This window comes from Streptomyces sp. PA03-3a, assembly GCF_033792735.1.
Classification (GTDB): Bacteria; Actinomycetota; Actinomycetes; order Streptomycetales; family Streptomycetaceae; genus Actinacidiphila.
This window is the reverse complement of the sequence record NZ_JARAVM010000008.1, coordinates 72,099-98,397: the sequence shown is the minus strand read 5'-3', so window position 1 is coordinate 98,397 and position 26,299 is coordinate 72,099. Positions and strand designations below refer to the sequence as shown.

The window sequence follows — 26,299 nt, the reverse complement described above, 5'->3', positions numbered from 1 at the left end:
CGGAAAGGAACGACACGTGTCAAGCAGCTACGCCGATCACGACCGCCGCCGCGTCAACGGCTGGCGGTTGTGGGGCATCGGAGCCGTGGCCGCGGTGCTCGCCGGCCTGCTGGCCAAGTCCGGCATCCTGGTCGCGCAGCGATTCCTGCTGCTGCCGCTCTTCGCCCCCCAGGGCTACGGGGTGTGGCGCGACGCCGCCGCGACCGCCTACGTCCTCGGGGCGGGGTTCATCGCGCTCGCCGCGACGCTGCTGCTGCGCGTCCTGCTCGCCGCGACGCCGCGCGCCATGCTGTTCTTCGGCTGGATCATGACCGCGCTGACCTTCTTCGCGGTGGTGGTCCCGCTGGCCCTGCACCGCTCCAACGAGGTGCTGGCCGCCTGCGTGGTGAACCTGTTCATCGGGCTGATCGTCACCTCCCTGCTCGCGGGTGCGGCCCGCTGGGCCCTGACCCGCGGCGGCCGGGCTCCCCGGCCCGCCTGGCGGTGACGCGCCTGGCAGGCGCCTGAGCCCCGAACCCCCGAAGGCCTCCGCTGCCCCGGCAGCGGAGGCCTTGCCTTGCTCCGTGCTCGACCGGCCACATTCCGTTCGCGACCGGAAGCCGACCGATCCGGGTCGATTACAGTGCTTGGTCGGGTCAAGCAGAGAGGCGTTGGTGATGAGCGGGGCCGTATGGGGGCGTGCCGAGCAGCAGGACTTCCGCAGCCGGGTGCGCGGTTGCCTGCTCGGCGGCGCGATCGGCGACGCCCTCGGCGCCGGCGTCCAGTCCGACTCGCCGGACGCCGTTCGGCAGGCGCACGGCGAGGGCGGGGTCACCGACTACGTCCCGGCGTACGGGCGGCGGGGTGCCGTCACCGACGACACCCAGCTGACGCTGTTCACCGCCGAGGGCCTGATACGCGCCCAGGTGCGCCGCGACGCCGGGGCCTGGCACCCGCCCACCGATGTGCACCGCGCCTACCTGCGCTGGGCGGCCACCCAGAACGACTGGGGGCCCGACGAGCGCCGCATGGACACCGGCTGGCTGGCCCGCGAGGAGTGGCTGTACGCGCGCCGCGCCCCCGGCAGGGCCTGCCTGACCGGGCTCGGCGACGAGCGCATGGGCACCCTCGGCAGCCCCAAGAACCCGCAGTCCAAGGACTGCGGCACGGTCGTGCGGTCCGCGCCGTTCGGGCTGCTGGTCGGCTGGGAGCCGCACCTGGTGTTCCAGCTCGCCGCCGAGTGCGCCGCGCAGACGCACGGTCACCCCACCGCCGTCCTGGCCGCCGGGGCGTTCGCCGTCATCGTCCACGGGCTCGCCCGGGGCGAGGCGCTGGACGGCGCCGTGCAGCACGCGCTGGCCCTGATCGCGGCGCGGCCCGGGCACGAGGAGACCTCCGCGGCCCTGCAGGCCGCGCTCGGCGCCGTACGCCAGGGGCTGCCCGGCGCGGAACGGGTGGAGTCCCTGGGCGCGGGCCGGACGGCCGAGGAGGCGCTCGCCGTCGGCGTCTACTGCGCCCTGGTCGCCGAGGACGTGCGGCACGGGCTGCTGCTCGCGGTCAACCACTCCGGGAACAGCGACTCCACCGGCTCGATCTGCGGCAACCTGCTCGGCGTGCAGCACGGCGAGACCGCCCTGCCCCCGGCGTGGATCGCGGAGCTGGAGGGACGGGGCACCATCCTGCAGCTCGCCGACGACTTCGCCATGGAGACGACGCAGGGACCGGCGCTGCACGGGCCCGGTGGCACCTCCGCGGCCTGGCTGGAGCGCTACCCGGTCGACTGACCCGCCGGACGGACGCTCAGAGGTACCGCGCGAAGTCGTCGAGGGTGCGCAGCACCTTCGCCGTTCCCGCGGACGGCAGGTGCAGCACGACCTCGCCGGGGGCGGGGCCTCCGGGGCTGCACGTCCTGGACTGGGGCATTTACGTGTATGACGGGCGGTCCGGATTCGTGCCGTCTGTGCCGCACACAAATATCCCGCAGCGTCCAGAACATCCACCTCCCCCAGCCTTCGGCCGGGGGAGGGAGGGCGGGCGGGGACAGCCCGCCAGGCGCAAGCAACCCGCACCCAACAACCGGCCGCACCAAGCGACCCCGGTCACGCCACACCCCCACCCGGCGCAAGCAAAAGCATGCGCCACACCGCGTCCTCCAACCCGTGCACGGAGGCGATCCACCCCAGGCTGTCCTCCGTCGTGCCCCGGCCCGCCGCGACCGCCAGCTCACCCACCGCGTCCGCGAGGTCCCCGTGCCGCAGCGCGGGCTCCATGCGGCCCCCGCCGAGCCCGTCGGCGACGTAGCGCTCGTAGCCGGGCGCCGTGCGCAGGACGCCGACCGGACGCCACTCCTGCGCCAGCCGGTCCACCGGGTCGCCGCCGACCCGGGACCCGTCGGCCTCGACGACCTCCGTGCGCGAGCGGTCCACCGCGAGCGCGGTCCACGCGTCGGCGCCGGTGAGCACCGCCGCGGGACGGCAGCGCTCGACGGCCTCGGCGACCGTCCCCGCCCCGTCCGGGCCGCCGCCGACGAGCGGCACCGCCGCCATACCGGCGTACAGGCAGCCGTAGAACGCCCCGGCGAGGTCCACGCCCGGCGGATAGGCGAGCAGCACCCGGCTGCCCGGCGGAAGCAGCCGCCCCAGCCGCGCCGCGACCGCGCGGGCGCGGCGGTCCAGCCCGGCGAAGTCGCAGTCGTACGGCTCGTACGGGCGCCCCTCGGGATGCCGAACGGCCCGGCGGCGCAACGCGGGACCGGGCAGCCGGTACACCGACGGCCCCGGCCCGCTCCCGCTGCGGCTCGGTCCGCTCACGGCCTGCGGCACACAACGCGCACACATGGGCGGCCCTCCACCTCCTCCGACGGGACACCCGTCAGACCGACGGCATATGACCGCACTTCACATGAAACTTGCCCGAACATTCCCCGCTACTTCCTGGTACGCCCCTCCCGAAAGCCACCCATAGGTGACCGCGTACAGGTTGAGGCGGCAAACTGGCACAGGCAGCGGAACCGATCGGGTCGGTCCCGCCGTCCGTGAAAACTGTTCCGGCTCGTGATGAACGATCGATATACGCGCTCGTCGCGCAGTTCGGCGGCACCAGGGGGCAGGCATGGCAAGCGGTAAGGACCAGGGCGGGGCACTGCGCTTCGCGGTCCTCGGCCCGGTGCGGGCCTGGCGCGGCGCGGAGCCGATCTCCGCCGGGTCGCCACAGCAGAAGGCGCTGCTGGGCGCCCTGCTGCTGCGTGGCGGCCGCGCGGCCACCGCGCAGGAACTGCTGGACGCGGTCTGGGGCGAGGACCCGCCGCCCACCGCGCTCGCGGCGCTGCGCAGTTACGCCTTCCGCCTCCGCAAGGCCCTCGGCGCCGAAGCGCTGGCCACCGTCGACGGCGGCTACGTGCTGCACGCCGGCGACGGTTTCGACCTCTTCCTCGCCGAACGGCACCAGGCCGCGGCCGAGAAGGCCCGCGCCGCGGGCGACCTGGCCACCGCCCGCGAGGAGCTGCGCGGCGCCCTCGCCCTCTTCGACGGGGAGCCGCTGGCGGGGCTCCCCGGCCCGTACGCGGAGACCCAGCGCACCCGCCTGCTGGAATGGCGGCTGCAGCTCACCGAGACCTGCCTCGACCTGGACCTGCAGGCCGGCTGCCACGCGGAGGCGGTCTCCGAGCTCACCGTGCTGTCGGCGGAGCACCCGCTGCGCGAACGCCCGCGTGCCCTGCTGATGCTCGCCCTGTACCGCAGCGGGCGGCAGGCCGAGGCGCTGGGCGTCTACGCCGACACCCGCCGTCTCCTCGACGACGAGCTGGGCGTCGACCCGGGCGCGGAGCTCGCCGAGCTGCACCAGCGCGTGCTGGAGGCCGACCCGTCGCTGCTGCCGCCGCCCGTCCCGCAGGCCGAGGCCGTCGCGGAGCCGGTGCGTCCGGCCCAGCTGCCCGCCACCGTCGCCGACTTCACGGGCCGCGTCGCCTTCGTCCGCGAGCTCGGCGAGCGCCTGGCCGCGTCCTCGGCGGAGGGCGGCGTCATGTCGGTCTCCGCCGTCGCCGGCATCGGCGGAGTCGGCAAGACGACCCTGGCCGTCCACGTCGCCCACGCCGTCGCGGGCACCTTCCCCGACGGCCAGCTCTACATCGACCTCCAGGGCACCGCCGCGCGGCCCGCCGAACCCGAGACGGTGCTCGCCTCCTTCCTGCGCTCCCTCGGTGTCACCGACTCCGCGATACCCGAGTCCCTCGCCGACCGCGCCGCGCTCTACCGCTCCACCCTCGCGGGCCGCCGGATCCTGACCCTGCTGGACAACGCCCACGACGCCGCCCAGGTCCGCCACCTCCTGCCGGGCACCCCCGGCTGCGCCGCGCTGATCACCAGCCGGGCCCGCATGGTCGACCTGGCCGGTGCGCACCTGGTCGATCTCGACGTCATGAGCCCGGAAGAGGCGCTGCTGCTCTTCACCCGCATCGTCGGGGAGGAGCGCGTCGCCGCCGAACGCCAGGCCGCCCTCGACGTCGTCGCCGCCTGCGGCTTCCTGCCGCTCGCCATCCGCATCGCCGCCTCCCGCCTGGCCACCCGCCGCACCTGGACGGTCTCCTTCCTCGCCCGCAAGCTCAGCGACGAACGGCGCCGCCTGGACGAACTCAAGGCCGGCGACCTCGCCGTCAAGGCCACCTTCGAACTCGGCTACGGCCAGCTCACCGCGCAGCAGGCCCGTGCCTTCCGCCTGCTGGCCCTCGCCGACGGCCCGGACATCTCGTTGGAGGCGGCGGCGGCCGTCCTCGACCTGGACGTCTACGACGCCGAGGAACTGCTCGAGACGCTGGTCGACATCAGCCTCATCGAGTCCGCCGCACCCGCCCGCTACCGCTACCACGACCTGGTCCGCCTGTACGCCCGCGACTGCGCCGAGCGCCACGAAGGGGACGACGCCCGCTGCGCGGCGGTGTCCCGGCTGCTGGACTTCTACCTCGCGTCGGCGATGTGCGCCTACGAGCTGGAGAACCCCGGCGACCGCCTGCTCGCGCACCTGGCCCCCGTGGGCCGCGCCGGAATGCCCTTCGGCTCCCGCGAGGAAGGCCTGGACTGGCTGTTCACCGAGGCGCCCAGTCTCCTCGCCGCCGTCCGGCAGGCTGCCGCCGGCGGTTGCGAGGGCCCGATGCGGCGGGCCGTCGACCTGCTGCTCGTGAGCCAGGACCTGATGGAGTCCGGGATCCACGCGCGCCAATACGAGCGCGCGACGCGCTCCCTCGTCGCGACGGCCGACGCCTGCGGCGAGCCGCTCGTGGAGGGCCGGGCCCGCGTGCTGCTGGGCCAGCAGTACAGCCTGGCCGGACGACTGGAGGAGGCCGACCGGGAGGCCGAACGCAGCCTCGCGCTGGGGCGGGCCGTGGGCGACCCTCTGACCAGTAGTTACGCCCCCAACCTGCGGGGGATGGTGGCCTTCCCGCTGCGGCGCTTCCGGGACTGCGCGGACCACCACTCCCAGGCGCTGGAGGCCTTCGTGGCCGACGGCAACCGGCACGGCGGCGCCGCCGCGCTGAGCAACCTGTCCCGCGCGCAGATCGAACTGGGCGACGTCACCGCCGCCGTGGCCTCGGCGGAGCAGGCCCTGTCGATCTACCGTGAGCTGCGGGCCGGATTCCGCCTCGGCAACGGCCTGTACGCGCTCGCCATCGCGCTGACGGCGGCCGGCCGCCGCGAGGAGGCGTTGGCGTCGCTCTCAGAGGCGCTCCCCGTCTTCAGAGCGGCGCGGCAGCAGTTCTGGGAGGCCATGTCCCTCTTCCGCATGGCGGAGGTTCACCTGACCTCCGGCGCCCACCGTCAATCGGCGGCGCTGGCCGAACAGTCGCTGAACGCGTTGCGCGACCTCGGGGGCGAGCTCTACCGCGCGAAGGTGCTCACCGTCCTCGGTCGCGCCCTCGCCGAGGCGGGCCAGGTGGACCGTGCCCGCGCCTGCTGGAGGGACGCCCTCGCGGCCTTCGTCGCGCTCGGCTCCCCCGACGCCGACGAGGTGCGGCGCCTGCTCCACGGTCCGGCCGCCCCGGCGATCGCCGTGTAGCGGTTCCGCACCGCGCAACACCGCTGATACAGGACATCAACAGTTCCGTTTATCGGTTGATTATCGACGCCTGCCACGATTCCATCACTGCAAGAGCTGCCCGCCTGGTAGCGCACGGGGGTCGTTGCCAGGCGGGCTTCGTATCGGCCCAGTTCCACCCACAGGGGAGGCACCATGAGCGAGACGGCACCCGAGTCCGGCTCCACCGTCGAGGAAGAGCCGGAAGTCGTCACCACCGAGGAGGTCGAGGAGCCCAAGGTCAAGGGCGACGACACCACGGTCAAGCCCGACAACTGGCACACGCCCTGACCGGCGCCTGACACGGGGGACGGCCGGCCCGGCCGGCCCGGGGGCACGGGGGGCACGGGGGGCAGTACGACGGGGGACGGCACCACCACGGGGGGCATCACCGGGGGGAGCACGGCCTGGGGGCGCGCCAAGGGGGGAGCGCCCCCAGGAGCGGGGGGACGGCACGGAGGATCCAGGGACCGACTGCGGCGCGGAGGGGGCGCCGCAGTCGGTCTTCGTCATGCACCGGATCACCTTGCGCGGCGCACGGCACTTGCGGGCCCTCGGGTACAACACGGTAGGTTCACAGCCGGAGTCGCCCTCCCGCACCCCTGCGGCCCGGGCCGTCTCGCCGGCACCACCTGTACGCACGCTGCCGCCGGGTGCCCGCACCCGGCCTCCCCTCCGGAGGCGTCATGAACTTCGTACGCAAGGCCGCCGTCGTCCTCGCTGCCGTCGCGGCCGGACTCCTCACGCCCGCGCTCCCGGCCGCCGCCGCGGACAGCCCGGACGCCTGGCACCAGACGATCGTCTCGCCCGACAACTGGCACTCGCCCTGACCCTGTCCTGCGGTTCGGTGGCCCTCCCGTGTCCCGCGGGGAGGGCCACCGCGCGTAGTTCACCCCGCCCGCAGCGCCGTCTTGAGCACCCTCCCGCTCGCGTTGTGCGGCAGCTCCGCCAGGAACTCGACCTCGCGCGGCACCTTGCAGTTGGCCATCTCCCGCCGCGACCAGGCGAGCAGGTCGTCCGCGGTGACCACGGCCCCCTCACGCCGCACCACGTACGCCCGGCCGACCTCGCCGAGCCGCGGGTCGGGGACGCCCACCACTGCCGCCGCCTCCACCACGTCCGGGTGGCGGGCGAGCGCCTGCTCGATCTCCGCCGGGTACACGTTGAACCCGGCGCCGATGAGCATTTGGAAGCCGGTCATCGCGGCCGTCAACGGCATGGACTGCGGCGGCGCCTTCTACCTGCTCGGCGAGTGCGAGTCCGTGATCGCCGCCGAGCACGCCACCTTCTTCGATCCGCGCACCAGTTACGGCATGGTCAGCGCGTACGAGGCCATCGCCATGACGCAGCACATGCCGTACGGCGAGGTGATGCGCATGGCCCTGATGGGCACCGCGGAGCGGATCGGCGCCCGGCGCGCCCACGAGACCGGCCGGGTCTCGGAGGTCGTGCCCGGGCCGCTGCTGCCCGGCGCGGCCCTGCGCCCGGCGGCGGTCCTCGCCGCCCACCAACGGAGGCCGTACAGGGCACGATCCGAGCCGTCTGGTCGGCCCACGAGGCCGCGCGGGCCAAGGCCTTCGTCCACGCGCCGCACCTCATCGCCCTCGGCAACCTCCCCCCGGAGCGCCAGGCCCGGCTGTTCGCGGACCGCACCCGGGAGCACCGCGTGCGCTGACCGGCGTCCCCCGCGGGTGCCGCGGAGCCGTACGCGAACGGGGAACTGCCGCCGCCGGGGCCGGTGGTGACGCCGCCGGCCCGCGGGTGCCGGCCTCACAACGGTCGGGCGCGGGTCACCCCTGACTTCCCCTCGCGTGGCGCCTCGGCCGCCCACCGCGTAAGTTGGCCGGCGGCGGCCGTCGTCTGCCCCTTCCGTGTGTGGCACGACGGCCGTCGGCCGGGGTCCCTCAGGTGCGCCGGGTGGCCGCCTCGGTGCCCTTCACCGCGTTGAGGGCGTAGACGCAGCGGTCCTTGCTGCTCGCGTAGACCACACCGTCCGAGACCACCGGGGAACCGGTGATCTCCCCGCCGGTCTCCAGCTTCCAGCGCAACTGGCCGCCGCTCGCGTCGACCGTGTAGAGGCAGTGGTCCTTCGAGCCGAAGTGCACCCGCCCGTCGGCCACCACCGGGGAGCCGACGATCTCGCCCTGGGCGGCGAAGCGCCACTTCGGAGTGCCGGAGACCGCGTCGAGCGTGTACAGCGCGCCGCCCGCGCCCAGCATCACCGAACCGCCCGCGAGGAGCACCGGCTCCACGCTCTGCCGCTGCTCCGTCGCGACCCGCCAGCGGTCGCGCCCGTCCGCCGGGTCCAGGGCGTACACGGTGCCCAGGTAGTCCGCGACGTAGACCCCGCCGCCGCTGACACCCGGTCCGGGCACGTAGGCGGGCGGCGCGAACATCACCGCGGGGGCGTCGAAACGCCACCGCTCGCTGCCGCTGCGGGCGTCCAGGGCGAGCACGCGGTTCCCGACGGTCACGTACACCGCGCCGTCGGCGACGACCGGACGGGTCGGCATGGCGCCGCCCTCCCCCGTCGGGTACGACCAGTGCTCCGCGCCGCTCGTCGCGTCCAGGGCGTGCAGCCGGCCGCCGCCGTGGAAGTACACGACGCCGTCCACCACGCTCGGCCCGGACTCGGGCGTCTCGAACTCCGTCTGCGCCCCGCCGCGTTCCCAGCGCAGCCGTCCGGCCGCGGCGTCCCAGACCTGCACGCCGCCGCCGCGGGTACCGGTGACCACGGTCCCGGCGTCCGCGCGGAGCGAGTAGATCCAGCCGTCCACACCGGTGCGCCAGTGCTCGGAGCCGTCCGCGGCGTCCAGCGCGTACAGGCTCGGCCCGTCGGAGCCGTGGATCCGGCCGCCCGAGACCGCCATCGTCCACGCCACGTCACGGGTCTTGAACTGCCGCCGCCCGGTGGCCACGTCCAGCGCGTGCACCTCGAAGGAGGTCACGTAGAGACGGCCCGAGGACACGACCGGGGTGCCCCACACGTCGTTCGACATGCGGAACCGCCACGGCCGCCACTCGCCCGGCGGGACCGCGGGCGCCTGCGGGGCGCCCTGGGGGCTGCCCTGACCGGGCACCGCCGCCGGCGGACCCCCGGCCGCGCCGCCGCGGCCAGCCCAGCCGAGGCCACCTCCGGCGGCGGTGGCCGCGGCCTGGTTCTTGCGCTCGGCGAGCCGCATCCCGGGCCCTATCGGCGCCGAGCCGGCGAGCTGCACCGGTCCGCCCGGGCCTTCGGCGGCGACCGCAGAGGGTCGTGCGGGCGCCACGGGGGGCGCCACGGGAGGCGCGGGCGGCTGCGCCGGCATCGGGGGCACCACGGCACCGCCGCCGGGCGCTCCGGCGCCCGCGCCACCGCCGGCGGCGCCCGGCCCCGCGCCGGGGCGACCGCCACTGCGCCGCTCCTCTATCAGGCCCACCGCCGCGGGCGGCAGCCACGCGGAGGCCGTACCGGTGTCGTCACCCGCGGAGGAGAACAGATGCGGCGCCAACTGCGCCTGCAGGTCGGCCGGGCTCGGCCGGCGGTCCGCCTCCATCCGCATGCACGCGTCGATGAGCGGCCGCAGTTCGTCGGGCAGACCCGACAGGTCCGGGCCCTCCCGGAGCAGCATGAAGACCGTCTCCACGGGGTTCGCCCCGTGGAAGGGCGCGTGCCCCGTCGCGGCGAAGACCAGCGTCGAGCCCAGCGAGAAGACGTCGCTGGAGCCCGTGACGCTGCGCGAGTCCTTGGCCTGCTCGGGCGACATGTACGCCGGCGTGCCGACCGCGACGTTCGTCATCGTCAGCCGCGTGTTGGACACCCCGCTCGCGATGCCGAAGTCGATCACCCGCGGGCCGTCCTCCACGACGAGCACGTTGGAGGGCTTCATGTCCCGGTGGACGAGCCCCGCCCCGTGGATCGACTGCAGCGCCTCCGCAACGCCCGCCGCCAGCCACCGCACGGCCTGCACCGGCAGCGGACCGGACTCGTTGACGATCTCCTCCAGCGAGGGCGCCGGCACGAAGGCCGTCGCCAGCCAGGGCACGGCGGCCCTGGGATCGGCGTCGACGACCGCCGCCGTGTAGAAGCCACTGACCGCGCGGGCCGCCTCGACCTCACGGGCGAAGCGCACACGGAACAGCTGGTCCTCGGCGAGCTCCGCCCGTACGGTCTTGATCGCCACGCGCCGGCCGGACGCCGATCGCGCGAGATAGACCAGGCCCATACCGCCGGCACCCAGCCTGCCCAGCACCTCGAAAGGGCCGATCCGTCTCGGATCGTGCTGCGTCAGCTGCTGCACCACTGCCCTGCCACCTCCCCGTGGGTTCCCCCCATCCCGGGGTACGCCCCTGATTCTTCCTGGGATGAGTATCAGTTGCGAACCCGGGGCGGTGTCGACACGCGATTACCTTTGATTCGGTTGCGGATCCGCCTGCGTTCAGGACGGCTTCTCACCCACCGTGGTTCCGGGGTCGATCAGGGCGAAATGGGCACCCTGGTCGTCGCTCGCCAGGAGAAAACGACCGAAAGGCGAATCCATCGGACCCATGGTGACCCGGCCCCCGAGCCGCCCGACGGTCTCCGCGGCGCGGTCGGCGTCGGAGACGGCGAAGTAGACGATGTAGTGCGCCGGCAGTTCCTCGGGGAATCCCTCCCCCATCCGGAAGCGGCCGAGCACGGCGTTGCCCGGCGTGACCTCCTGACCCTGGGGGACGAAGATCCGGAAGTCGATGGCCTCGTCCTCGATCCGCTTGCTGCCGAAGCCGAAGACCTCCTCGTAGAAGGGATCGGTCCGCTCGGTCTCGCGCGTGTAGATCTCGGTCCAGATGTAGGAGCCCGGGACACCGGTCGCCTCGAAGCCGCCGTGCGTGCCGGGCTGCCACACCCCGAACACCGCGCCGCCCGGGTCGGCCGCCATGAGCATCGTGCCGAAGGCGCCAACGGCCATGGGCTGCATGATGAGTTGGCCGCCCGAGTCCCGGATCCTGTCCGCGGTGGCCCGGATGTCGGAGGAGGCGAGGTAGAGGTTCCAGACCGTCGGCATCCGGCCGTCCGGCTTGGGGGAGAGTGCCGCGACGTTCTTCCCGTCCGGACCGTACGCCTGCGTGTACTGGCCGTACTGCTCCTCCCCCGCCCCGAAGGTCCAGCCGAGCAGTCCGCCGTAGAAGCGCTTCCCGGCCTCCAGGTCGTTGAGCATGGCGTCGGCCCAGCAGGGAGTGCCGTCGGGATAAGCGGCCATCTCGTCCTCGATTCGTCCGATGATGCGACCGGCGATCCCGATTCACGTGGGGATTCGCATGGATCGACGGAGTGTCTGGCTTGACACGTTATCGGCGGATCCCCCGCTGCGCCCGAGGAGAAATCGAACACATGGCCTTCCCCATTTGCAGGCATCGAATCGCGCGCTGATCACCAGCCCGTAAACTGACGGCATGACAGGACAAGTTCGCACCGTCGACGGCCGTGTGGCAGGCCGCCGGGGACAGGCGACGCGGCAGAAGCTGCTCGACTGCCTCGGTGAAATGCTCAGCACGTCGCCGTACCGGGACGTCAAGGTGATCGACGTCGCCCGGATGGCGGGTACCTCCCCCGCAACGTTCTATCAGTACTTCCCCGACGTCGAGGGCGCCGTCCTCGAGCTCGCCGAGGAGATGGCCAAGGAGGGGGCCGCGCTGACGGACCTCGTCGCCGGCCGCTCCTGGGCCGGCAAGTCCGGCGCCACGGCGGCGGAGGAACTGGTCGAGGGCTTCCTCTCCTTCTGGCGCAAGCACGACGCCATCCTGCGCGTCGTCGACTTGGGCGCCGCCGAAGGGGACAAGCGGTTCTACAAGATCCGTATGAAGATCCTCAACCCCCTCACCAATTCCCTTTCCGACTCGATCAAGGAGCTCCAGGGCAAGGGCCGGGTCGACAAGGATGTCAGCCCGGCAGCCGTGGCCGGATCCCTGGTGGCCATGCTCGCCGCCGTCGCGGGCCACCAGAAGGGCTTCCAGAGCTGGGGCGTCAAGCAGGCCGAGCTGAAGCCGAACCTCTCGCTGCTGGTGCACCTCGGTGTGACGGGCAAGAAGCCGACGCGGTGACGCCGCGGCGCTGACGCCCGCCTCCGGCGGCATTGTTGACCTACGTTCACGTCAAGTCCTGCCTGTGACGACGCGGGCGCCCACCGGTCCTCGGGGGAGGTTGCCGGTCCAGGCGCCCGCGTTGTCTTTTCCCAAGGCCTCGCGCTACGGCTCCACCGGCGCACCGCCGCCCTTCTCCCTGGGGACGAGCCGGAAGAGCCTGATCCGCCGCTCCACGCGTCGCGCGGAGGTCGCGTACGGCGGCCAGAACTCCAGCAGCGCCGCCCACACCTCCTCGCGCTCCTCGCCCGTCGGCAACTCCGCGCGTACGGGCATGTCCCGGCCGCGCCGGCTGACCTCCGCGTCGGGGTGCTTCAGCGGGTTCCCCGTCCACGCCGGGTGGTCCGTGCGGCCGAAGTTGCTGCCGACCAGCACGAACGTCCCGCCCTCCTCGGGTATGCAGGCCAGCGGGGTGCGCCGGGGGAGGCCGCTGCGCGCGCCGGTGGCGGTGAGCACCAGCCCGGGCGGCATCCGGGCGCTGAGCAGCACCCTGCCGCGGGTCGCCCGGTGCACGAACCGGTCCACCGCCGGGACGACATGCGGTCCGGCCCTGGCGAACGCCCGGGTCGACGACACCTTCTGCACGACGGTCCGCAACGGGTTCATGCCGCCGCCCTTCCCCGGGTCGTGGTCGTGGTCGTGGTGGTGGTGGTGGCAGCCGTGGCGAAGTGGCCCGCGCGCTCGGCCGCGTGGGCCCGCAGCGCGTGCACGGGGCCGGAGAGCAACGCGTCGGAGGCGGCCCGCTTCACGCACGTACAGGTGCGCGTGGTGCTCCCATGTGAAGCCGATGCCGCCGTGCAACTGGACGGCCTGCCCCGACGCGGCGCGCAGCGCCTCAAGGCCCTGCGCGAGGGCGAGTGGTGCCGCGACCGCGGCGTCCGGCGCCTGCTCCGGGGGGCTCCCGACGGCCCAGGCGGCGCAGTAGGCGGCCGAGCGGGCGGCCTGGACCTGGACGTACAGGTCGGCGAGGCGGTGCTTGACGGCCTGGAAGAACCCCACGGGCCGCCCGAACTGCTCCCTGACCTCGACGTACTCCAGGGTGCCCGCGAGCGCCCGGGAGGCGGCTCCGACAGCCTCGGCGGCCAGTGCGGCGGCGGCCAGGGCACCCGTACGGGCGAGCGCGGTGCGCGGATCGCCGGCCTCCTGTCCGCCCAGGGGCTCGGCGGGGACGTCGCGCAGTTCGCCGCGGGCCTGCGGGCGGGTCTCGTCCAGAGCGGTCAGCCGCCTGCGGGCCAGGCCCTTCGCGTCGCCGGGTACGAGGAAGAGCCGGATGCCGCTGCGGGCCTAGCCACCCGTATGGGCGGCCACCAGCAGCAGCCCGGCGCCGGGGCCGCCGAGCACCTGATCGGCCTGCCCCTACGACCGCCAGACGCCGTCCGCCCGGCGGGCCAGCACGCCGCCCGCGCGACGGCCGCCCGCCCAGTCGCCGGTGGTGGGGCCGGTGGGTGCGGGGGCCACCGGGCAGCTGCGGGGGGAGGCGGGCGAGCGGCAGGTGCGCAAGGCCGGCGGGGCGCTGCCCGAGCTGGCCGTGGCCTCGGGAACCGGGGGGGCTGGTTCTGCTCCTCGGGGACGGTGGTGCTGGGCGGGACTGACGGTGCGGGGCCTCGTACCGCCCCCGCCCGCTCTCTGCGTCCCGCCCCCGCGCCTGCCCGTCCTCGGTCGTCAGCCGGTGATGGCGACCGGGGCGTCCCAGGCGCTGCGGTCCACGGTGATGGTGTAACCACCCCGCGACTCCTTGCTGTTGACCATGTACTGGTGGCCGCGGCGGTGCCCGGTCCACAGCGACGTGGAGAAGGGCCAGTCCGTGGTCGTGGTCTTGTGCTCGTCCCACAGCGCGTACCAGAGGATGTCCGGCATGTCGGTGCGGTTCGCCGCCGTGGCGACGGCCTTCGCGCTGGAGCTGCGGAAGCCGTAGAAGCCGGCCCAGTAGCCCTTGGCGTGCACGGCCTTGTCCCAGGCCCGGATGTAAGTGAGCACCGCGTTGTCGCACGAGGTGTCGGCGACGTCGTACGACTCCATGTCCAGGTAGACCGGGCTGCCCGCCTTCATCCCCAGCGCCGACGCCTTGGCCGCCGCGTCCGCGCCGTCCGTCGCGCCGAGGGATGCGGCCGTGGAGGCGGTCAGCTTCTCCGGGTTGCGGCTGGTCTGGCACGGCGGCTGCGCGCCCACGTACAGCGGGATCAGCTTCCAGCCCGTGGCGCTGACCGACTTGACCCAGGACGCGGTCAGGTTCGGCTGCGCGCACCCGCGGTTCTTGCCGCCGACGTACACCGCCGCCGCGCCGTAGAACCCGGTGTGCCACGCCTTCATCGCCGACGCGGACGGCGCCGCGCACGTGTCGAACGCCCGCCCCGTGTAGACCTTGGGCGCCGGGCGCGACACGGTGGTCGCCATCGAGGCCTCCGCGGCGACGCCGCCCCCCACGAGCACCGCGGCCGCCGCCACCGCCCACGCGATGTAACGACGCTTCTTCGACATCCGGTGACCGGACATCCCCACCCCATTCACGACACGTGGCACACCACGCCGGGTGCGCCTTCGGGACTGCTGAGGCCCCTGCAGGCGCGCGCGTACGGCACTTCGTGCGGCCCGCGTGCGGCGGCTGAGCGGCGCGCGGATGCACCGGCGTACGGGTCCGCGGCGCGCGAGGGGCGGATCGCACCCTAGTCAAACCGCCCACCGCGATCGGGAAAGCAGATGTCCCGATCGCCACAAGGTTCCCCCAAGGCACGGCAAACCTCCGCGCCGAGCCGCTGCCGGGGGCGGGTCAGGGACGCGGATCGGTCGCAAGGCGGCTGTGCAGATGGACGTCCCGCAGGGTGCCCGACAGGTCGACCACCGCCTCACGCAGGACGCCTTCGAGGACGTAACCGCAGCGCCGTGCGACGCCGCAGGAGGGCTCGTTGCCGACGGCGTGGCCGAGTTCCAGCCGGTGCAGCCCCAGATCGCGGAAGGCCCACCGGGTCACCGCCTCCAGCGCACGGGTGGCGACGCCGCGTCCACGGGCCTCCGGGAGCATCCAGTAGCTGACGCGTGCGCCGCGCATGGCGTGGTCGATCATCCCTATCCCGGTCTGGCCGAGTACGACCCCGGCCTCGGTGACGGCGAACGACGCGAGGTCGCCGGCCGCCCAGCCGTCCCGGCGGCGCCGCAGGAAGCCCCGCGCCCCGTCCTCGTCCGGTTCGGGGGCGTGCGCGGTGTTCCAGCGCCGGAAGTCCGGGTCGCCGAGGCCGCGCAATGCCGCGTCCAGGTCGCCGGGGGTCTCCTCCCACGGTCTGAGCAGCAGTCCGTACGCTTCCAACTCCACGGGCCTCAGCACCACCTCATTCAAGCTCATGCAGGCAACGGAGGCCGTCGGGCCGGGCGGAAGACGGGGATCGCGATCCCGGTGCCGTCGGCCGCGGGGGGGGGGGGAAGCAGACGCGCAGGTCCATGCCGACGTGCAGCGCGTCGTGGGCGCAGCCGACGACCTCCGTCATCATGCGCGGCCCCTCGGGGAGGTCGACGACGGCTGCGACGCAGGGGACCCGTCCGGCGAAGGGCCTGGGGTCGTTGGCGTGCACCACGGACCAGGTGTAGAGGGTGGCGTGGCCGGCGGCCCAGGCGATGCCCGTACCCCGCTCGAACCAGCCCTTCTTGTCCTTGTGCCGCCGGCTCTCCAGCCACCACAGTCCCAGGCCGATACGCAGCACGGCGAGCCATTCGGCGCCGGTCAGCCAGACCGTCTGCATCGCTGCCTCCTCGCGGCAACATATCTGACGATACGTCAGTTGACCGGCTGCGGTCGCACCTTCGCAAGGTGCCGGGGCGAAAGCGCGCTACCTTCCGGTAGTGACCCTCACCCTGCAGGCACGGGAGCAGCCATGACCGACACCTCGGCATCCGCCGGTACCTCCGCATCCGCCGCCACCCCCATACCGAGCACGGCCGCGCCGGACGCCATCGTCGTCGGTGCCGGCCCCGGCGGACTCGCCGTCGCCGCGTCGCTGCGGCACCGGGGTGTGCGCACCCTGGTCGTCGAACGGTCGGACGCGGTGGGCGCCTCCTGGCGCGGCCACTACGACAGACTGCGACTGCACACGACCAGACGGCTGTCCGCGCTCCCGGGCCTCGGGATCCCCCGGGCGTACGGCCGCTGGGTGGGCCGCGACGACGTCGTGCGCTACCTGGAGCAGTACGCCGAGTTCCACGAGCTGGACGTCGCCACCGGCATAGAGGTGGGGCGGATCGAGCCCGCCGAGGACCCGGCCGCGGGCTGGGTGCTGCCGGCCACCGGCGGCCGCCGGCTGACCGCGCGGAGCGTCGTCGTGGCCACCGGCTACAACCACACGCCGCATCTGCCGGACTGGCCCGGGCGCGACACCTTCGACGGCGAGCTGCTGCACGCCTCGGGCTACCGCAACGGCCGGCCCTACGAGGGCCGGGACGTCCTGGTCGTCGGCGTGGGCAACACCGGCGCGGAGATCGCCGTCGACCTCGCGGAGTCCGGCGCGGCCCGCGTCCGGCTGGCGGTGCGGACACCCCCGCACATCATGCGCCGCTCCACCGCCGGGTGGCCCGCACAGCGCACCGGGATCATGGTCCGCCGCCTCCCGACGAAGCTGGTCGACGGGATCGCCCCTTACGTGGAGCGCATCTCCGTGCCGGACCTGTCCGCGCACGGGCTGCCCCGCCCGGACAACGGGCTCTACTCGCGGGTGCGGGAGGGATCCATCCCCGTCCAGGACGTCGGCATCATCGACGCCGTCCGGTCGGGGAAGGTCGAGCCCGTGGCCGCCGTCGAGGGCTTCGACGGGCGTGAGGTGCTGCTGGCCGACGGCACGCGGATCACCCCGGACGCGGTGGTCGCGGCCACCGGCTACCAGCGCGGCCTGGAACCGCTCGTCGGACATCTCGGCGTCCTGGACGAGCGGGGACGGCCCGTGACGCACGGCCGCCGCAGCCCGAAGAGCGCTCCGGGTCTCTACTTCACCGGCTTCACCAATCCGATCAGCGGCATGATCCGTGAAATGGCCATCGACGCGCGCCGGATCGCCAAAGCGGTGGCACGGCGGTAGCCCACGCGGCGCGGCGGGTACCGAGGGGGTGCCGACGAGCGCCCTCGGCGCCCCGGACAGCGGCTCCGCACCCCCTCTGCACACACCCGCGAGGCTCCCGCACCACCCCGGTCCGGCGGACCGGCCGGCCCTCTTCCCCTCGGCCGGCCGGGCAGCCTTCCCGCGGAGCGCACAGGTTTCTCGCATCCCCCCCGTTCCTGACGATACGTCAGTCAAGTACCCTGACATAGCGTCAGTTCTCTGCTCCTTCGAGCAGGACGGGCGAGACACATGCTTGGTTCGGCCTTCAGCACGCGCGGCACCGATCCCACGGCGGACGCCGGCGGCCAGGGCCGCCGCACGGACGACGCGGACGTCAGCGGGCGTCCGCTGCACGCCTGCGTGCCCGACCTCGACCCCTTCTTCCGGCCCGACTCCCTGGCGGTCGTCGGCGCCCACGACGCCGAGGGCCGCCCCAACACCGGCACACCCGGCAGCTCGCCACCTGGGCCGTCGGCGCCCGGCTCCACCCGGTCAATCCCGGCCGCGCCGGCGTCGTCCTGGCCGCCGACACGGCCAAGTTCATCGAGGTCTTCGTCCGCCGCGGCCTCGTCCCCGACGGCGGGGGCGCGTATCTGCTGCCCCGCCTGGTCGGTCCGCACCGCGCGAAGGAACTCCTGCTGCTCGGCGACGACCTGCCCGCCGCCTCCGCCGAACGCCTCGGGCCGGTCAACCGTGTCGTCCCCGCCGACGACTCCGGCACGGCCGCCCGCGCCCTCGCCGAGCGCATGGCGGCCGGCCCCACCCGCACCCTCGCCCTGACCAAGCAGCTCGTCAACGCGTCCCTGGACTGGCCGCGCAGGAGCAGAACATGACCACCGCCGACGCCCACGAGGGACTGCGAGCCTTCGTCGAACGCCGCCCGCCCGAGTTCCGCGGGCGGTAAGGCCCCGAGGGCTCACTCCACGGACGCCCCAGGCGGCGGCCGGTACTCCTCCAGCAGGCCGGTGCCGTACGCCAGCAGGCCGCCCGCGAAGACGACGCCGATCAACGCGACCGCCACGAGGGAGATCTGGAACGCGACCTGCCGCTGGCGCGCCCACCCGGTCCTGCCCTCCGGGTCCCGGCGCCCAGCGTAGAACGAGGTCACCAGCACCGGCGCCGCGCCGGCACCCGCGACCCACAGCCACACGGGCAGATACGGGCCGCCGAGCCACACCACCGGCACCGCGAGGACGGCGGCCGTCGCCGCCTCCGCCGCCAGCAGGCAGAGCCAGCGGGGACGCCCGGTGCGCGCCGCGAGTTTCAGCCCGAGGACCGTCGCCGGCAGGGCGTGCAGAAGGGAGGCGGCCACCGCGCAGGCCCAGAGGGGGATCAGAGCAAACGGCAGCAGACAGAGGACGAACGGCTCGTCGAACGCGCGGTCCGAGGACTTCAGGGACGGAAGGACGACCGTGTGGACCGTTGCCGCGATCACCGCCACCGCGCAGTACGTCGACACCGCCGCCGCACGTCCGGCATCGCCCCACGGATCGGCCGCGGGCCGCACCGGGGAGCCCCACCCTGTACCCCGACCCATGGACGCCACGTTACGCCCGGCCCCCGTCCGCCCTTCGCGCGGATCATTGCTGATGAATCGTCAGTTCAAACGGAAGGCGTGATGGAACAGGCAGGCATGACGGTCGCCGTCGTCCGCTACCTACGGTCCGTGGGGGCGGTGACGACGGCCGGGCGGGTGGACCCGCTGCCACGGCCGGAACTGCGGGCCGTGCGGCCGGACGAGCGCGCCCCGGTGGACCCGGCGGAGTTCCGCGAGGTGCTGGGAAACTTCGCGAGCGGCGTGACGGTGATCGCGGCACCCGGGGACGACGCGGAGGGCGGGCCCGCAGGGTTCGCTGCCAGTCGTGCTGCGCGGCGTGCCCGCCTGGGTCGACTGCGCGATCCACGCCGTGCACACCGGCGGCGACCACCTCGTCGTCATCGGCCGGGTACGCGGCCTCGGTTGCGCCGCGGAGGGCACTGAGCCCCTGCTCTTCCACCGCGGCGGCTTCGGACGGCTCACGTCCTGACCGCGGCCGCCGTGCGCGCCTCAGCCCGCGGACTCCGGCGCCTGGTGCGGCGCCCACCCACTGATCAGCGCCCAGATCCCGAGGGCGGCCACGACCACCGCCACCAGGGCGGCGAGCCCGGGGCGGCGCGACCCGCGCAGCGTGAGCAGCCAGAAGGCGAGCGGCACCAAGGCGCCATCCACGGCCACGAGCGGAAGGTCGACGTAGAGGACGCTCAAGTCCCGGCGCTGACCCTCGAAGCCGCCCTCGACGTTGACCCTGGCGCGCGGCGCCCAGGCCTGCAGCGCGGACACGGAGCCCAGGACCGCCAGGAGAAGGCCGGTGCGGCCCTCGGCCGCTTCCCTCACACACGGGACGGACGCCGCGGTGCCGCACGCGGTTCCCGCGCCGCCACCAGGGCGGCGCGGGACCGGCGGCGCCGGGCGGCCGGCTATGCCGCGAGCGGGAGCACCCCGGAGGCCGGGGTCGCGCGCCGCCGGATGGCCAGCGACATGAGCGCCGCCAGCGCGCACAGCGCCCCGGAGGAGTACCAGACCACGTTGTAGGAGCCGAAGGTGTCGCGCGCCACGCCGCCGAGGAATGCCACCAGGGCGGCGCCCACCTGGTGGGAGGCGAGCACCCAGCCGAAGACGATGGCGCTGTCGGCGCCGTAGTACTCACGGCACAGGGCGATGGTGGGCGGCACGGTGGCGACCCAGTCCAGGCCGTAGAAGACGATGAACAGCACCATGGGCGGGTGCACGGAGTCGCCCAGGAGCACCGGCAGGAACATCAGCGACAGTCCGCGCAGCCCGTAGTAGGTGGCGAGCAGCCGCCGCGGGCTGAAGCGGTCGGTGAACCAGCCGGAGGCAACGGTGCCCGCGATGTCGAAGACGCCGATCACGGCGAGCAGCGAGGCGGCGGCCGTCACCGGCATCCCATGGTCGTGCGCCGCCGGCACGAAGTGCGTCTTGACCAGGCCGTTCGTCGAGGCACCGCAGATCGCGAAGGTCCCCGCCAGGAGCCAGAACGGGCCGCCGCGGGCGGCGTTGCCCAACGCCTTGACCGCGCGCGTCGCCGCCCCCGTCACCGGCGGCGGCTTCGGCACGAACTCCTTCGCGCCGTAAGGGGCCACGCCCACGTCAGCCGGGTGGTCCCGCAGCAGCAGGTAGACCAGCGGTGCCACGACGACGGCCGCGCCCGTGACGGTGAGCGTCGCGGCGCGCCAGCCCGCGTGCTCGATGATGACGGAGAGCAGGGGCAGGAAGATCAGCTGCCCCGCCGCGCCGGCCGCGGTCAGGATGCCCGTGACCAGACCGCGCCGGTGCTCGAACCAGCGGTTGGTGACGGTGGTCGCGAAGGCCAGGGCCATGGAGCCGCTGCCCAGTCCGACGAGCACGCCCCACAGCACCACGAGCTGCCAGCTCGCGGTCATGAAGACGGTCAGGCCGGCGCCGGTCGCGATGGTGAGGAGCGCGGCCGCCACGACCCGGCGGATGCCGAAGCGGTCCATCAGCGCGGCGGCGAACGGCGCCGTCACGCCGTAGAGCGCGAGGTTGACCGAGACCGCCAGGCCGATCATGCCCCGCGACCAGCCGAACTCGCCGTTCAGCGGCTCGATGAGCAGGCCGGGCAGGGAGGCGAAGCCTGCGGCGCCGATGAGCGTGACGAAGGCGGCGGCCGCCACCGACCACGCGCGATGGACACGCGTCGTACGGGGCGGCCGGGAATCGTCGGGGACCCCGTCGGACAGGGTCTGCGCGGGAAGCTCGGGAGTCTGCGTCACCAGATCAGCATCCGGCATCGTTTTTCACGGAACGAGTGGCCGGATGGCCAGGTTGTGCAAGGATCGGGCCATGCCCGCATCCATGGAGACGTCTTCGCGGAACACCGATCCCGGCACTCGGGTGCGCCACCGGGTCGCGGTCCTGGTCCAGCACGGGGTGATCCCCTTCGAAGTCGGCATCCCGCACCGCATCTTCGGCGGGGCGAGGGACTCCGACAGGGCCGATCTGTACGAGGTGCTCACGTGCTCCCCGCACGGTCCCGGGCCGGTGCGCGCCGAGGCCGACTTCGAGATCCACGTCGTACACGGCCCCGAGGTGCTGGAGACGGCCGACACCGTCATCGTCCCGGCGGCCCACGAGCGTTCCGTCGCGCACACGGAGGGGCGCCTGCCCGAGGAGATGGCGGCCGCCTTCGCCCGCATCCGCCCGGGGACCCGGCTGGTGTCCATCTGCACCGGCTCCTACTTCCTCGCCGCCGCCGGCTACCTGGACGGCCTGCGCGCCACCACGCACTGGTCGAGCACGGACCACTTCCAGAGGCTCTTCCCGCAGGTGCGGGTCGAACCGGACGTCCTGTACGTCGACAACGGCAGCATCCTCACCTCCGCGGGCGTCGGCTCCGGCGTCGACCTGTGCCTGCACCTCGTACGCCGTGACCACGGCATCGCCGTGGCCAACGCCAGCGCACGCCGTACGGTCGTACCGCCGCACCGGGAGGGCGGTCAGGCCCAGTACATCCAGCGGCCCGTCCCCCAGCCCCAGCAGTCCGCCACGGCCGCGGCGCGCTCCTGGGCGCTGGACCGGCTCGACCAGCCGCTGACACTGCGCGAGTTGGCCGAGTGCGAGGCGATGAGCGTGCGCACCTTCACCCGCCGTTTCCGGGAGGAGGTGGGCACCAGTCCCGGTCAGTGGCTGGCGCAGCAGCGCGTCGAGCGTGCCCGGCACCTGCTGGAGTCCAGCGACCTGTCCGTCGACCAGGTAGCCCGGCAGGCCGGGTTCGGCACGGCGGCCTCCATGCGGCAGCACCTGCAGGCCGTCATCGGCGTCTCGCCCAGCGCCTACCGGCGCACCTTCCGGGCGACGGCGGCGTACTGAGGCCCCTCAGAAGGTCAGCACGCCCCTCGCCACACGGCCGCCCCGGGCGTCCTCCACCGCCTCGGCGAAGTCCTCCACCGGGTAGGTGTGGGTCACGAGTTCGTCCAGCAGGAGCCGTCCCTGCCGGTACAGGTCGGCGTAGAGCGCGGTGTCGCGCTGCGGTCGCGACGAGCCGTAGCGGCAGCCCTGCGCCGAGGAGGGGCGGTACGAGTTCCTGCTGGACGCCACCCCGCAGCCCTTCGTGGGCGGGTCGGCAGCCCGGCCGCGCCGGTGGCGGTGCCCTGAGGACGGCCTTCGCGGTCCGTACGGTCAGAAGGCGGGACGGCGGAGCAGCCCGCCCACGGACTGCGCGGGGACGATCGCCGGGCGCTCACAGCGGTCGATCTCGCACCAGATCTGCTTGCCCGCGCCCTCGCGCTGCCAGCCCCAGCGGTCCGCGAGGCCGTCCACGAGCTCCAGTCCCCGGCCGCCGGTCTCGTCGCTGTCCGCGTGGCGCGGGCGCGGCGGGGCGTCGCTGGTGTCGGCCACCTCGACGCGCACGGTCTCCTGCTCGCCGCTCTGCGCGGCTCCGGAGGAACGGAAGAGCATCCGCAGCACGGCGGGACAGCCGGTGTGCACGACGGCGTTGGTGACCAGTTCGGAGATGAGCAGGATCAGCGTCTCGGCGACCGGCTCGTCGGCCCCTATCCCGGACCCCGCCAGACGCGAGCGGGCCCACCGGCGGGCCCGGCCCACTTCCGCGGGGTCGGGACCGACCTCAAGCTGAACCTGGAGCACCTGCACCGCTCACACCATCCGAACCGGCGGACACATCGCCTCGCGCCTCGGCAGGGTCACCGTACGTGACCTCTTCGCGACCCAGCATGATTGACCCACGGTCACCGCAACAAGCGCTTCGGGCATATTCCAGCGCAAGGGGGGACGAGTACTGCATACTGTGCGGGGCTCATTACGGGGCGAAATCGAACAGCCCGGCATCGGCAGCCCACCGGGCACCGAAGCCCCGCCACTGCCACATCCGTCGCGTTTCGCCACCACACGCACCCGATGGAGCGTACCCGAGGCGGGCTCCGACTCCACGGCGTGACGAGTCACACCTCGGACACAACCCGATATCGGCACTCGGTGACCCCTTATCCGTGACGAAGAGGTCATAACTGCCTAAATGCCGCGAAGAGTCTCAGCGAGAAGGCTCTCCGCGAGGCTCTCCTCACACTCCGCCACGGAACGGCCCCGGCTCCGGCTCCGCAGGATCCACGACCGCTTGATGTGGAGATGCACCTCCGCCTCGCAGGTGAAACCCGTGCCGCCGAACACCTGCAGGCAGTCGACCAGCCCCGGCGGGGTCGAGGACCTCGGCGGCGGCTCCCGGATTCCTGGAGGGAATGAGACCCTGCGCAAGGTCCTCAAGTACCAGCTCAGGGAGCGCTTTACGAAAGCGTGAGGCACGTCCGGCGCAAAGCCGCGTAACCTCCTCCGCAAGAGTTCCAAAGGGGAAGGGTCACGGTGGGCACACAGGACGGCCAGGACCGGGCGCGGGACGGCCTGGAGGAAGGTCCCGGCACAGGTCCGGAAAGCGGCCCGCAGGACGGCCCGCAGGATCCCCTCGATCTGCTCCGGCTGGGCGACGCGGCGCTGGACGCGGGCGAACTCAACCAGGCGCGCGTCCACTTCGAGACCGCCGAGCGGCTGCTGGCCGCCGACCCCTCGGCCCCCGACGCCCGGCGCGCCGCGGCACTGCGTGGCCGGGCCGTCTCCCACCTGCTGGCGGGCGAGGTGCGCTACGCCTCCCACCTGCTGGAGGAGGGCATCACCCGGCTGGAGAGGCGGACCGCCCCGGACGGCGGACCGCCCGACCCCGACGCCCTGCTGATGCTGTACATCGCCTCCATCGGGCCGTACACCGACCTGGGCGCCTACGCCCGGGCCGCGCACGCCGCCGAGCAGGCGCTCAACCTCGCTCCCGGGGCGGGAGATCCGGCCCTGGTGGCACAGATGCATCGCAGCATCGCCCGCACCCTGATCGTCGCGGGACGCACCGTCGAGGCCGAGGCCTCGCTGGCGAAGGCACAGGAGCTCTTCCAGCGGCTGGAGTTGCACACGGACCTGGCCCACTGCCACTGGATGCGCGGCTACGTGCACTCCCAGGACGGCGACCTGGAACAGGCCGAACGCGAGCTGCGCACCGCCCGCGACATGCTGTCCGCCGGCCGGTCCGTGCTGTTCACGGTGCAGGTCGAGGTGGAACTGGCGGACGTGCTGCGGCGACGCGGCAAGCCCGCCGAGGCCGAGGAGCTGCTGACCCGGCTGCTGGACGAGCTGGGCCCCTGGCGAGGCGCCGTCCACGCCGGCGGCGCGCACCGGCTGCTCGGGCTGCTGGCGGAGGAGCGCGGCGACCCGGAGGCCGCTGAGGAGCACTACGTCTCCGCCCTGGCGCTGCTGGAACGCGCGGGAGCCGCCGGGGACCTGGCCGACATCTGCCGGCTGCTGGGCGACCTGCTGCGCCGTTCCGGCCGGGTCGAGGCCGCGCTGGACGCCTACCGGACCGGCCTGGGCCACCGAGCGGCGATCGGCACCACCACGCTGGGCCCGGCCCCGGCCGACTCCTGACGCGGGCCGGCCTCGTCGCCGTACCGGCTCAGGGCTCGCGAACCGTGTTCACGTAGCCCGTGCCGTCCGCGGCGAGGCCGTCGACCGCCTTCTCCACCTCCGCCAGGGACTGGGCCTTCCGGGCGTCGTGGTAGAACCAGTCGACCTTCATGTCCCAGGTGCGCTTCCCCGCGAACGGCAGGTCCACGAACCACGCGTTGAAGTTCACGGACATGTTCTGGGTCGGGTAGTACTTGCCCCCGGTCCGGAACAGCTCGTGCCCGTCGAGGCTGTAGGTCACCACGCCGTGCGCGGCGGTGGTGACGAGTGTGTGCCACCCCCGGAGGCTGGACGTCGTGGCCCGGGTCACCCGGTCCCCCTCCCTGGCGCTGCGCCAGGTCGTCGTGTCGAGCCTCGGGCCGGGGGCGCCCCAGCCGCCGTTCGGCTGGTACTCGTTGTCGAGTTCGCTGTACTCGGCGTGGTGGTGCGGCGAGATCATGTAGAAGGTCTCGTTGACGTGGTCGCCGTTGCGGCCGCTCGTGGGTTCGTCCGTGAAGTGGATCCGGGCGGCGAACGTCCCCGTCAGGAACTTCGTGCCGGTGGTGTGCACCTCGGCCTGCGTGGTGCCGCGCCGCGTCCCGTCGGTGGCGGCGCGCAGCCGAAGGACCTGGCCGCCCAGGGCGTCCTCGTCCGCGGGGAAGCTGACGCCTCCCGCCGACCACGTGTCGTGGATGCCGGGGCCGCCCGCGCTGGTGCGGACCAGCCACCCGTGGGCGCGCAGCGCCGGGTCCCGGGGTCCGCTGTACCGGAAGTCGTCGAAGACGATCCCGGGGGGCGCGGCGGGCCGTGCCGCCCCTGCGGCGGGACCGCGATGAGACGCGCCGGCGTCACCGCCGGGCTCCTCGCCCCAGACGTGCCTGCCGTCCAGGTAGCCGGTCACCAGCTCCGACGCCTGGAAGGTGTCGTGGGCGGGGCTGAACGACCGGTCGTCGCGCTGGTCCACCCTCCCGCCGGGACGGTACAGCTGGATCCCGACGGCGCCGCTCTTGGCGCCGGGCTCAAGGGTGCCCGCGGCCTTCGTGAAGGTGATCTCGAGGTAGTGGTCGGCGGTCGGCGTCGGACGGTCCATGGCGACGGTCCGCCCGTCCACGTCCGAGCAGCCGACCGATGCCTGTACGCAGTTGAACGCGTACGGGGAGCCGCCGTCCTGCGTGAAGTAGTACCGGACGGCCACGTCGGCCAGGCGCAGCCGGTGGTCGGAGGTGTTGACGACCTCCAGCCACGGCCGGGCCGTGGCTGCGGACTCCGAGGTCCCCGCCTTGTAGCGGACGGTGAGTTCGGGGGGCGGCTGGTGCGCCTCTCGCCACTGCGGGTACAGCGCCGTGACGCCCGCGCCGACGGCGGCCGCCACCAGCAGGTACCCGGCCGCCCTCCGGACGGGTCGGCGCCGTTCGCCGCGCCCGGAGGGGACGGGGCGGTCGGGCCGGACGGAAGGGCGGACAGAGGGGCGGGCAGAACCCACGAAAGCTCCTAGCACGGTGGAGGGGCGATGCCGAGGGCATGCCCCGCGGTCTCCAGGACGCGGTCGGACCGCAGCGGG

At 73.7% G+C, this 26,299-nt stretch carries 22 protein-coding genes and 7 pseudogenes; 13 read left to right on the top strand and 16 right to left on the bottom strand.

Annotation, left to right across the window (positions count from 1 at the left end; genetic code table 11):
• Positions 1–16: 16 nt before the first annotated feature.
• Both PV342_RS12105 and PV342_RS12100 read left to right on the top strand, forming a co-directional pair.
• The gene (locus tag PV342_RS12105; protein ID WP_361004914.1) at positions 17–487 is read left to right on the top strand and encodes a hypothetical protein; all 471 of its coding nucleotides are present in this window, start codon (positions 17–19) and stop codon (positions 485–487) included.
• Between the two features lie 169 nt (positions 488–656).
• Positions 657–1,763 (top strand): ADP-ribosylglycohydrolase family protein, encoded by a 1,107-nt coding sequence (locus PV342_RS12100; protein ID WP_400803906.1) that lies wholly within the window; start codon positions 657–659, stop codon positions 1,761–1,763.
• Between the two features lie 16 nt (positions 1,764–1,779).
• On the opposite strand, the gene PV342_RS12095 is transcribed toward PV342_RS12100, so the two are convergent.
• Both PV342_RS12095 and PV342_RS12090 read right to left on the bottom strand, forming a co-directional pair.
• On the bottom strand, positions 1,780–1,902 hold the full coding sequence (locus tag PV342_RS12095) for a hypothetical protein (protein WP_386988177.1): 123 nt from the start codon (positions 1,900–1,902) through the stop codon (positions 1,780–1,782).
• 176 nt (positions 1,903–2,078) lie between these two features.
• Positions 2,079–2,789 carry an AMP-binding protein gene (locus tag PV342_RS12090; protein ID WP_400803911.1) on the bottom strand — a complete coding sequence of 237 codons (711 nt, stop codon included), beginning with the start codon at positions 2,787–2,789 and terminating at the stop codon, positions 2,079–2,081.
• A 259-nt stretch (positions 2,790–3,048) separates the two neighbouring features.
• Between PV342_RS12090 and afsR the strand changes: the two genes are divergently transcribed.
• The 3 genes from afsR (at position 3,049) to PV342_RS12075 (ending at position 6,875) form a co-directional block, all read left to right on the top strand.
• Positions 3,049–6,027, top strand: coding sequence for an SARP-family global regulator AfsR (gene afsR / locus PV342_RS12085; protein ID WP_500317152.1), 2,979 nt, complete (start codon positions 3,049–3,051; stop codon positions 6,025–6,027).
• A gap of 174 nt (positions 6,028–6,201) precedes the next feature.
• Positions 6,202–6,336, top strand: a complete 135-nt coding sequence (locus tag PV342_RS12080) for a hypothetical protein (protein WP_265737386.1) — start codon at positions 6,202–6,204, stop codon at positions 6,334–6,336.
• Positions 6,337–6,731: 395 nt separating this feature from the next.
• Positions 6,732–6,875 carry a hypothetical protein gene (locus tag PV342_RS12075; RefSeq protein ID WP_386988168.1) on the top strand — a complete coding sequence of 48 codons (144 nt, stop codon included), beginning with the start codon at positions 6,732–6,734 and terminating at the stop codon, positions 6,873–6,875.
• Between the two features lie 59 nt (positions 6,876–6,934).
• Here PV342_RS12075 and PV342_RS12070 read toward each other — a convergent pair.
• Positions 6,935–7,231 (bottom strand): annotated as a pseudogene (locus PV342_RS12070) (AMP-binding enzyme); the annotation flags it as partial.
• Here PV342_RS12070 and PV342_RS12065 point away from each other — a divergent pair.
• A pseudogene (locus PV342_RS12065) lies at positions 7,230–7,720 on the top strand (enoyl-CoA hydratase-related protein); the annotation flags it as partial. The pseudogenes PV342_RS12070 and PV342_RS12065 overlap by 2 nt on opposite strands.
• Before the next feature lie 229 nt (positions 7,721–7,949).
• Here PV342_RS12065 and afsK read toward each other — a convergent pair.
• Both afsK and PV342_RS12055 read right to left on the bottom strand, forming a co-directional pair.
• Positions 7,950–10,328, bottom strand: coding sequence for a protein serine/threonine kinase AfsK (afsK, locus tag PV342_RS12060; RefSeq protein WP_400803921.1), 2,379 nt, complete (start codon positions 10,326–10,328; stop codon positions 7,950–7,952).
• Between the two features lie 135 nt (positions 10,329–10,463).
• A complete protein-coding gene (locus PV342_RS12055; protein ID WP_500316914.1) occupies positions 10,464–11,264 on the bottom strand; it encodes a VOC family protein in 801 nt (266 codons plus the stop codon).
• A 193-nt stretch (positions 11,265–11,457) separates the two neighbouring features.
• On the opposite strand from PV342_RS12055, the gene PV342_RS12050 reads away from it, so the two are divergent.
• Entirely contained in the window at positions 11,458–12,105 is a 648-nt protein-coding gene (locus PV342_RS12050; protein WP_361004939.1) for a TetR/AcrR family transcriptional regulator, read from the top strand.
• A 144-nt stretch (positions 12,106–12,249) separates the two neighbouring features.
• Here PV342_RS12050 and PV342_RS12045 read toward each other — a convergent pair whose 3' ends face one another.
• Both PV342_RS12045 and PV342_RS12040 read right to left on the bottom strand, forming a co-directional pair.
• Positions 12,250–12,750 carry a nitroreductase/quinone reductase family protein gene (locus PV342_RS12045; RefSeq protein ID WP_500316911.1) on the bottom strand — a complete coding sequence of 167 codons (501 nt, stop codon included), beginning with the start codon at positions 12,748–12,750 and terminating at the stop codon, positions 12,250–12,252.
• Positions 12,747–13,572, bottom strand: a pseudogene (locus PV342_RS12040) (acyl-CoA dehydrogenase family protein); the annotation flags it as partial. The gene PV342_RS12045 and the pseudogene PV342_RS12040, both read right to left, overlap by 4 nt.
• A 25-nt stretch (positions 13,573–13,597) precedes the next feature.
• On the opposite strand from PV342_RS12040, the pseudogene PV342_RS12035 reads away from it, so the two are divergent.
• Positions 13,598–13,728: pseudogene (locus PV342_RS12035) on the top strand (thiolase C-terminal domain-containing protein); the annotation flags it as partial.
• 78 nt (positions 13,729–13,806) lie between these two features.
• On the opposite strand, the gene PV342_RS12030 reads toward PV342_RS12035, so the two are convergent.
• The 3 genes from PV342_RS12030 to PV342_RS12020 all read right to left on the bottom strand — a co-directional run bounded on the left by PV342_RS12030 (position 13,807) and on the right by PV342_RS12020 (position 15,875).
• A complete protein-coding gene (locus tag PV342_RS12030; RefSeq protein WP_400803928.1) occupies positions 13,807–14,637 on the bottom strand; it encodes a glycoside hydrolase domain-containing protein in 831 nt (276 codons plus the stop codon).
• A gap of 274 nt (positions 14,638–14,911) precedes the next feature.
• Positions 14,912–15,481 (bottom strand): GNAT family N-acetyltransferase, encoded by a 570-nt coding sequence (locus tag PV342_RS12025; protein WP_392604196.1) that lies wholly within the window; start codon positions 15,479–15,481, stop codon positions 14,912–14,914.
• Complete coding sequence (locus tag PV342_RS12020; RefSeq protein ID WP_500316909.1) at positions 15,468–15,875, bottom strand: Zn-ribbon domain-containing OB-fold protein; 408 nt, start codon at positions 15,873–15,875, stop codon at positions 15,468–15,470. Before PV342_RS12020 ends, PV342_RS12025 begins: the two co-directional genes overlap by 14 nt.
• Before the next feature lie 132 nt (positions 15,876–16,007).
• Between PV342_RS12020 and PV342_RS12015 the strand changes: the two genes are divergently transcribed.
• Positions 16,008–17,201, top strand: coding sequence for a flavin-containing monooxygenase (locus PV342_RS12015; RefSeq protein WP_500316907.1), 1,194 nt, complete (start codon positions 16,008–16,010; stop codon positions 17,199–17,201).
• Positions 17,202–17,471: 270 nt separating this feature from the next.
• Positions 17,472–18,055, top strand: a pseudogene (locus tag PV342_RS12010) (enoyl-CoA hydratase/isomerase family protein).
• 83 nt (positions 18,056–18,138) lie between these two features.
• On the opposite strand, the gene PV342_RS12005 reads toward PV342_RS12010, so the two are convergent.
• Positions 18,139–18,759: a hypothetical protein gene (locus PV342_RS12005; RefSeq protein WP_433421012.1), complete on the bottom strand. Its 621-nt coding sequence runs from the start codon at positions 18,757–18,759 to the stop codon at positions 18,139–18,141.
• 96 nt (positions 18,760–18,855) lie between these two features.
• Here PV342_RS12005 and PV342_RS12000 point away from each other — a divergent pair.
• Positions 18,856–19,249, top strand: a pseudogene (locus tag PV342_RS12000) (flavin reductase family protein).
• 20 nt (positions 19,250–19,269) lie between these two features.
• Here PV342_RS12000 and PV342_RS11995 read toward each other — a convergent pair.
• Together PV342_RS11995 and PV342_RS11990 are read right to left on the bottom strand one after the other, a co-directional pair.
• Positions 19,270–19,596 (bottom strand): hypothetical protein, encoded by a 327-nt coding sequence (locus PV342_RS11995; RefSeq protein ID WP_400803941.1) that lies wholly within the window; start codon positions 19,594–19,596, stop codon positions 19,270–19,272.
• Between the two features lie 83 nt (positions 19,597–19,679).
• Positions 19,680–21,014: an MFS transporter gene (locus PV342_RS11990; RefSeq protein ID WP_386988150.1), complete on the bottom strand. Its 1,335-nt coding sequence runs from the start codon at positions 21,012–21,014 to the stop codon at positions 19,680–19,682.
• Between the two features lie 70 nt (positions 21,015–21,084).
• Here PV342_RS11990 and PV342_RS11985 point away from each other — a divergent pair, with 70 nt between their 5' ends.
• Positions 21,085–22,110: a GlxA family transcriptional regulator gene (locus PV342_RS11985; RefSeq protein ID WP_500316905.1), complete on the top strand. Its 1,026-nt coding sequence runs from the start codon at positions 21,085–21,087 to the stop codon at positions 22,108–22,110.
• A 6-nt stretch (positions 22,111–22,116) separates the two neighbouring features.
• Here PV342_RS11985 and PV342_RS11980 read toward each other — a convergent pair.
• Positions 22,117–22,305 (bottom strand): annotated as a pseudogene (locus PV342_RS11980) (Zn-dependent alcohol dehydrogenase); the annotation flags it as partial.
• A gap of 114 nt (positions 22,306–22,419) precedes the next feature.
• Complete coding sequence (locus PV342_RS11975; protein ID WP_500316903.1) at positions 22,420–22,893, bottom strand: ATP-binding protein; 474 nt, start codon at positions 22,891–22,893, stop codon at positions 22,420–22,422.
• A 723-nt stretch (positions 22,894–23,616) separates the two neighbouring features.
• Here PV342_RS11975 and PV342_RS11970 point away from each other — a divergent pair.
• Complete coding sequence (locus tag PV342_RS11970; protein ID WP_400803949.1) at positions 23,617–24,720, top strand: tetratricopeptide repeat protein; 1,104 nt, start codon at positions 23,617–23,619, stop codon at positions 24,718–24,720.
• A 28-nt stretch (positions 24,721–24,748) separates the two neighbouring features.
• On the opposite strand, the gene PV342_RS11965 is transcribed toward PV342_RS11970, so the two are convergent.
• Complete coding sequence (locus PV342_RS11965) at positions 24,749–26,221, bottom strand: cellulose binding domain-containing protein (protein ID WP_500316901.1); 1,473 nt, start codon at positions 26,219–26,221, stop codon at positions 24,749–24,751.
• Positions 26,222–26,299 lie beyond the last annotated feature (78 nt).

What these genes read in the sequence shown, in the direction of transcription:
- PV342_RS12100 (WP_400803906.1), top strand. Translation starts at nt 657, where the DNA reads ATGAGCGGGGCCGTATGGGGGCGTGCCGAGCAGCAGGACTTCCGCAGC.
- PV342_RS12095 (WP_386988177.1), bottom strand. Translation starts at nt 1,902, where the DNA reads ATGCCCCAGTCCAGGACGTGCAGCCCCGGAGGCCCCGCCCCCGGCGAG.
- PV342_RS12080 (WP_265737386.1), top strand. Translation starts at nt 6,202, where the DNA reads ATGAGCGAGACGGCACCCGAGTCCGGCTCCACCGTCGAGGAAGAGCCG.
- PV342_RS12075 (WP_386988168.1), top strand. Translation starts at nt 6,732, where the DNA reads ATGAACTTCGTACGCAAGGCCGCCGTCGTCCTCGCTGCCGTCGCGGCC.
- PV342_RS12055 (WP_500316914.1), bottom strand. Translation starts at nt 11,264, where the DNA reads ATGGCCGCTTATCCCGACGGCACTCCCTGCTGGGCCGACGCCATGCTC.
- PV342_RS12050 (WP_361004939.1), top strand. Translation starts at nt 11,458, where the DNA reads ATGACAGGACAAGTTCGCACCGTCGACGGCCGTGTGGCAGGCCGCCGG.
- PV342_RS12045 (WP_500316911.1), bottom strand. Translation starts at nt 12,750, where the DNA reads ATGAACCCGTTGCGGACCGTCGTGCAGAAGGTGTCGTCGACCCGGGCG.
- PV342_RS12030 (WP_400803928.1), bottom strand. Translation starts at nt 14,637, where the DNA reads ATGTCCGGTCACCGGATGTCGAAGAAGCGTCGTTACATCGCGTGGGCG.
- PV342_RS12025 (WP_392604196.1), bottom strand. Translation starts at nt 15,481, where the DNA reads ATGAGCTTGAATGAGGTGGTGCTGAGGCCCGTGGAGTTGGAAGCGTAC.
- PV342_RS12020 (WP_500316909.1), bottom strand. Translation starts at nt 15,875, where the DNA reads ATGCAGACGGTCTGGCTGACCGGCGCCGAATGGCTCGCCGTGCTGCGT.
- PV342_RS12015 (WP_500316907.1), top strand. Translation starts at nt 16,008, where the DNA reads ATGACCGACACCTCGGCATCCGCCGGTACCTCCGCATCCGCCGCCACC.
- PV342_RS12005 (WP_433421012.1), bottom strand. Translation starts at nt 18,759, where the DNA reads ATGGGTCGGGGTACAGGGTGGGGCTCCCCGGTGCGGCCCGCGGCCGAT.
- PV342_RS11985 (WP_500316905.1), top strand. Translation starts at nt 21,085, where the DNA reads ATGCCCGCATCCATGGAGACGTCTTCGCGGAACACCGATCCCGGCACT.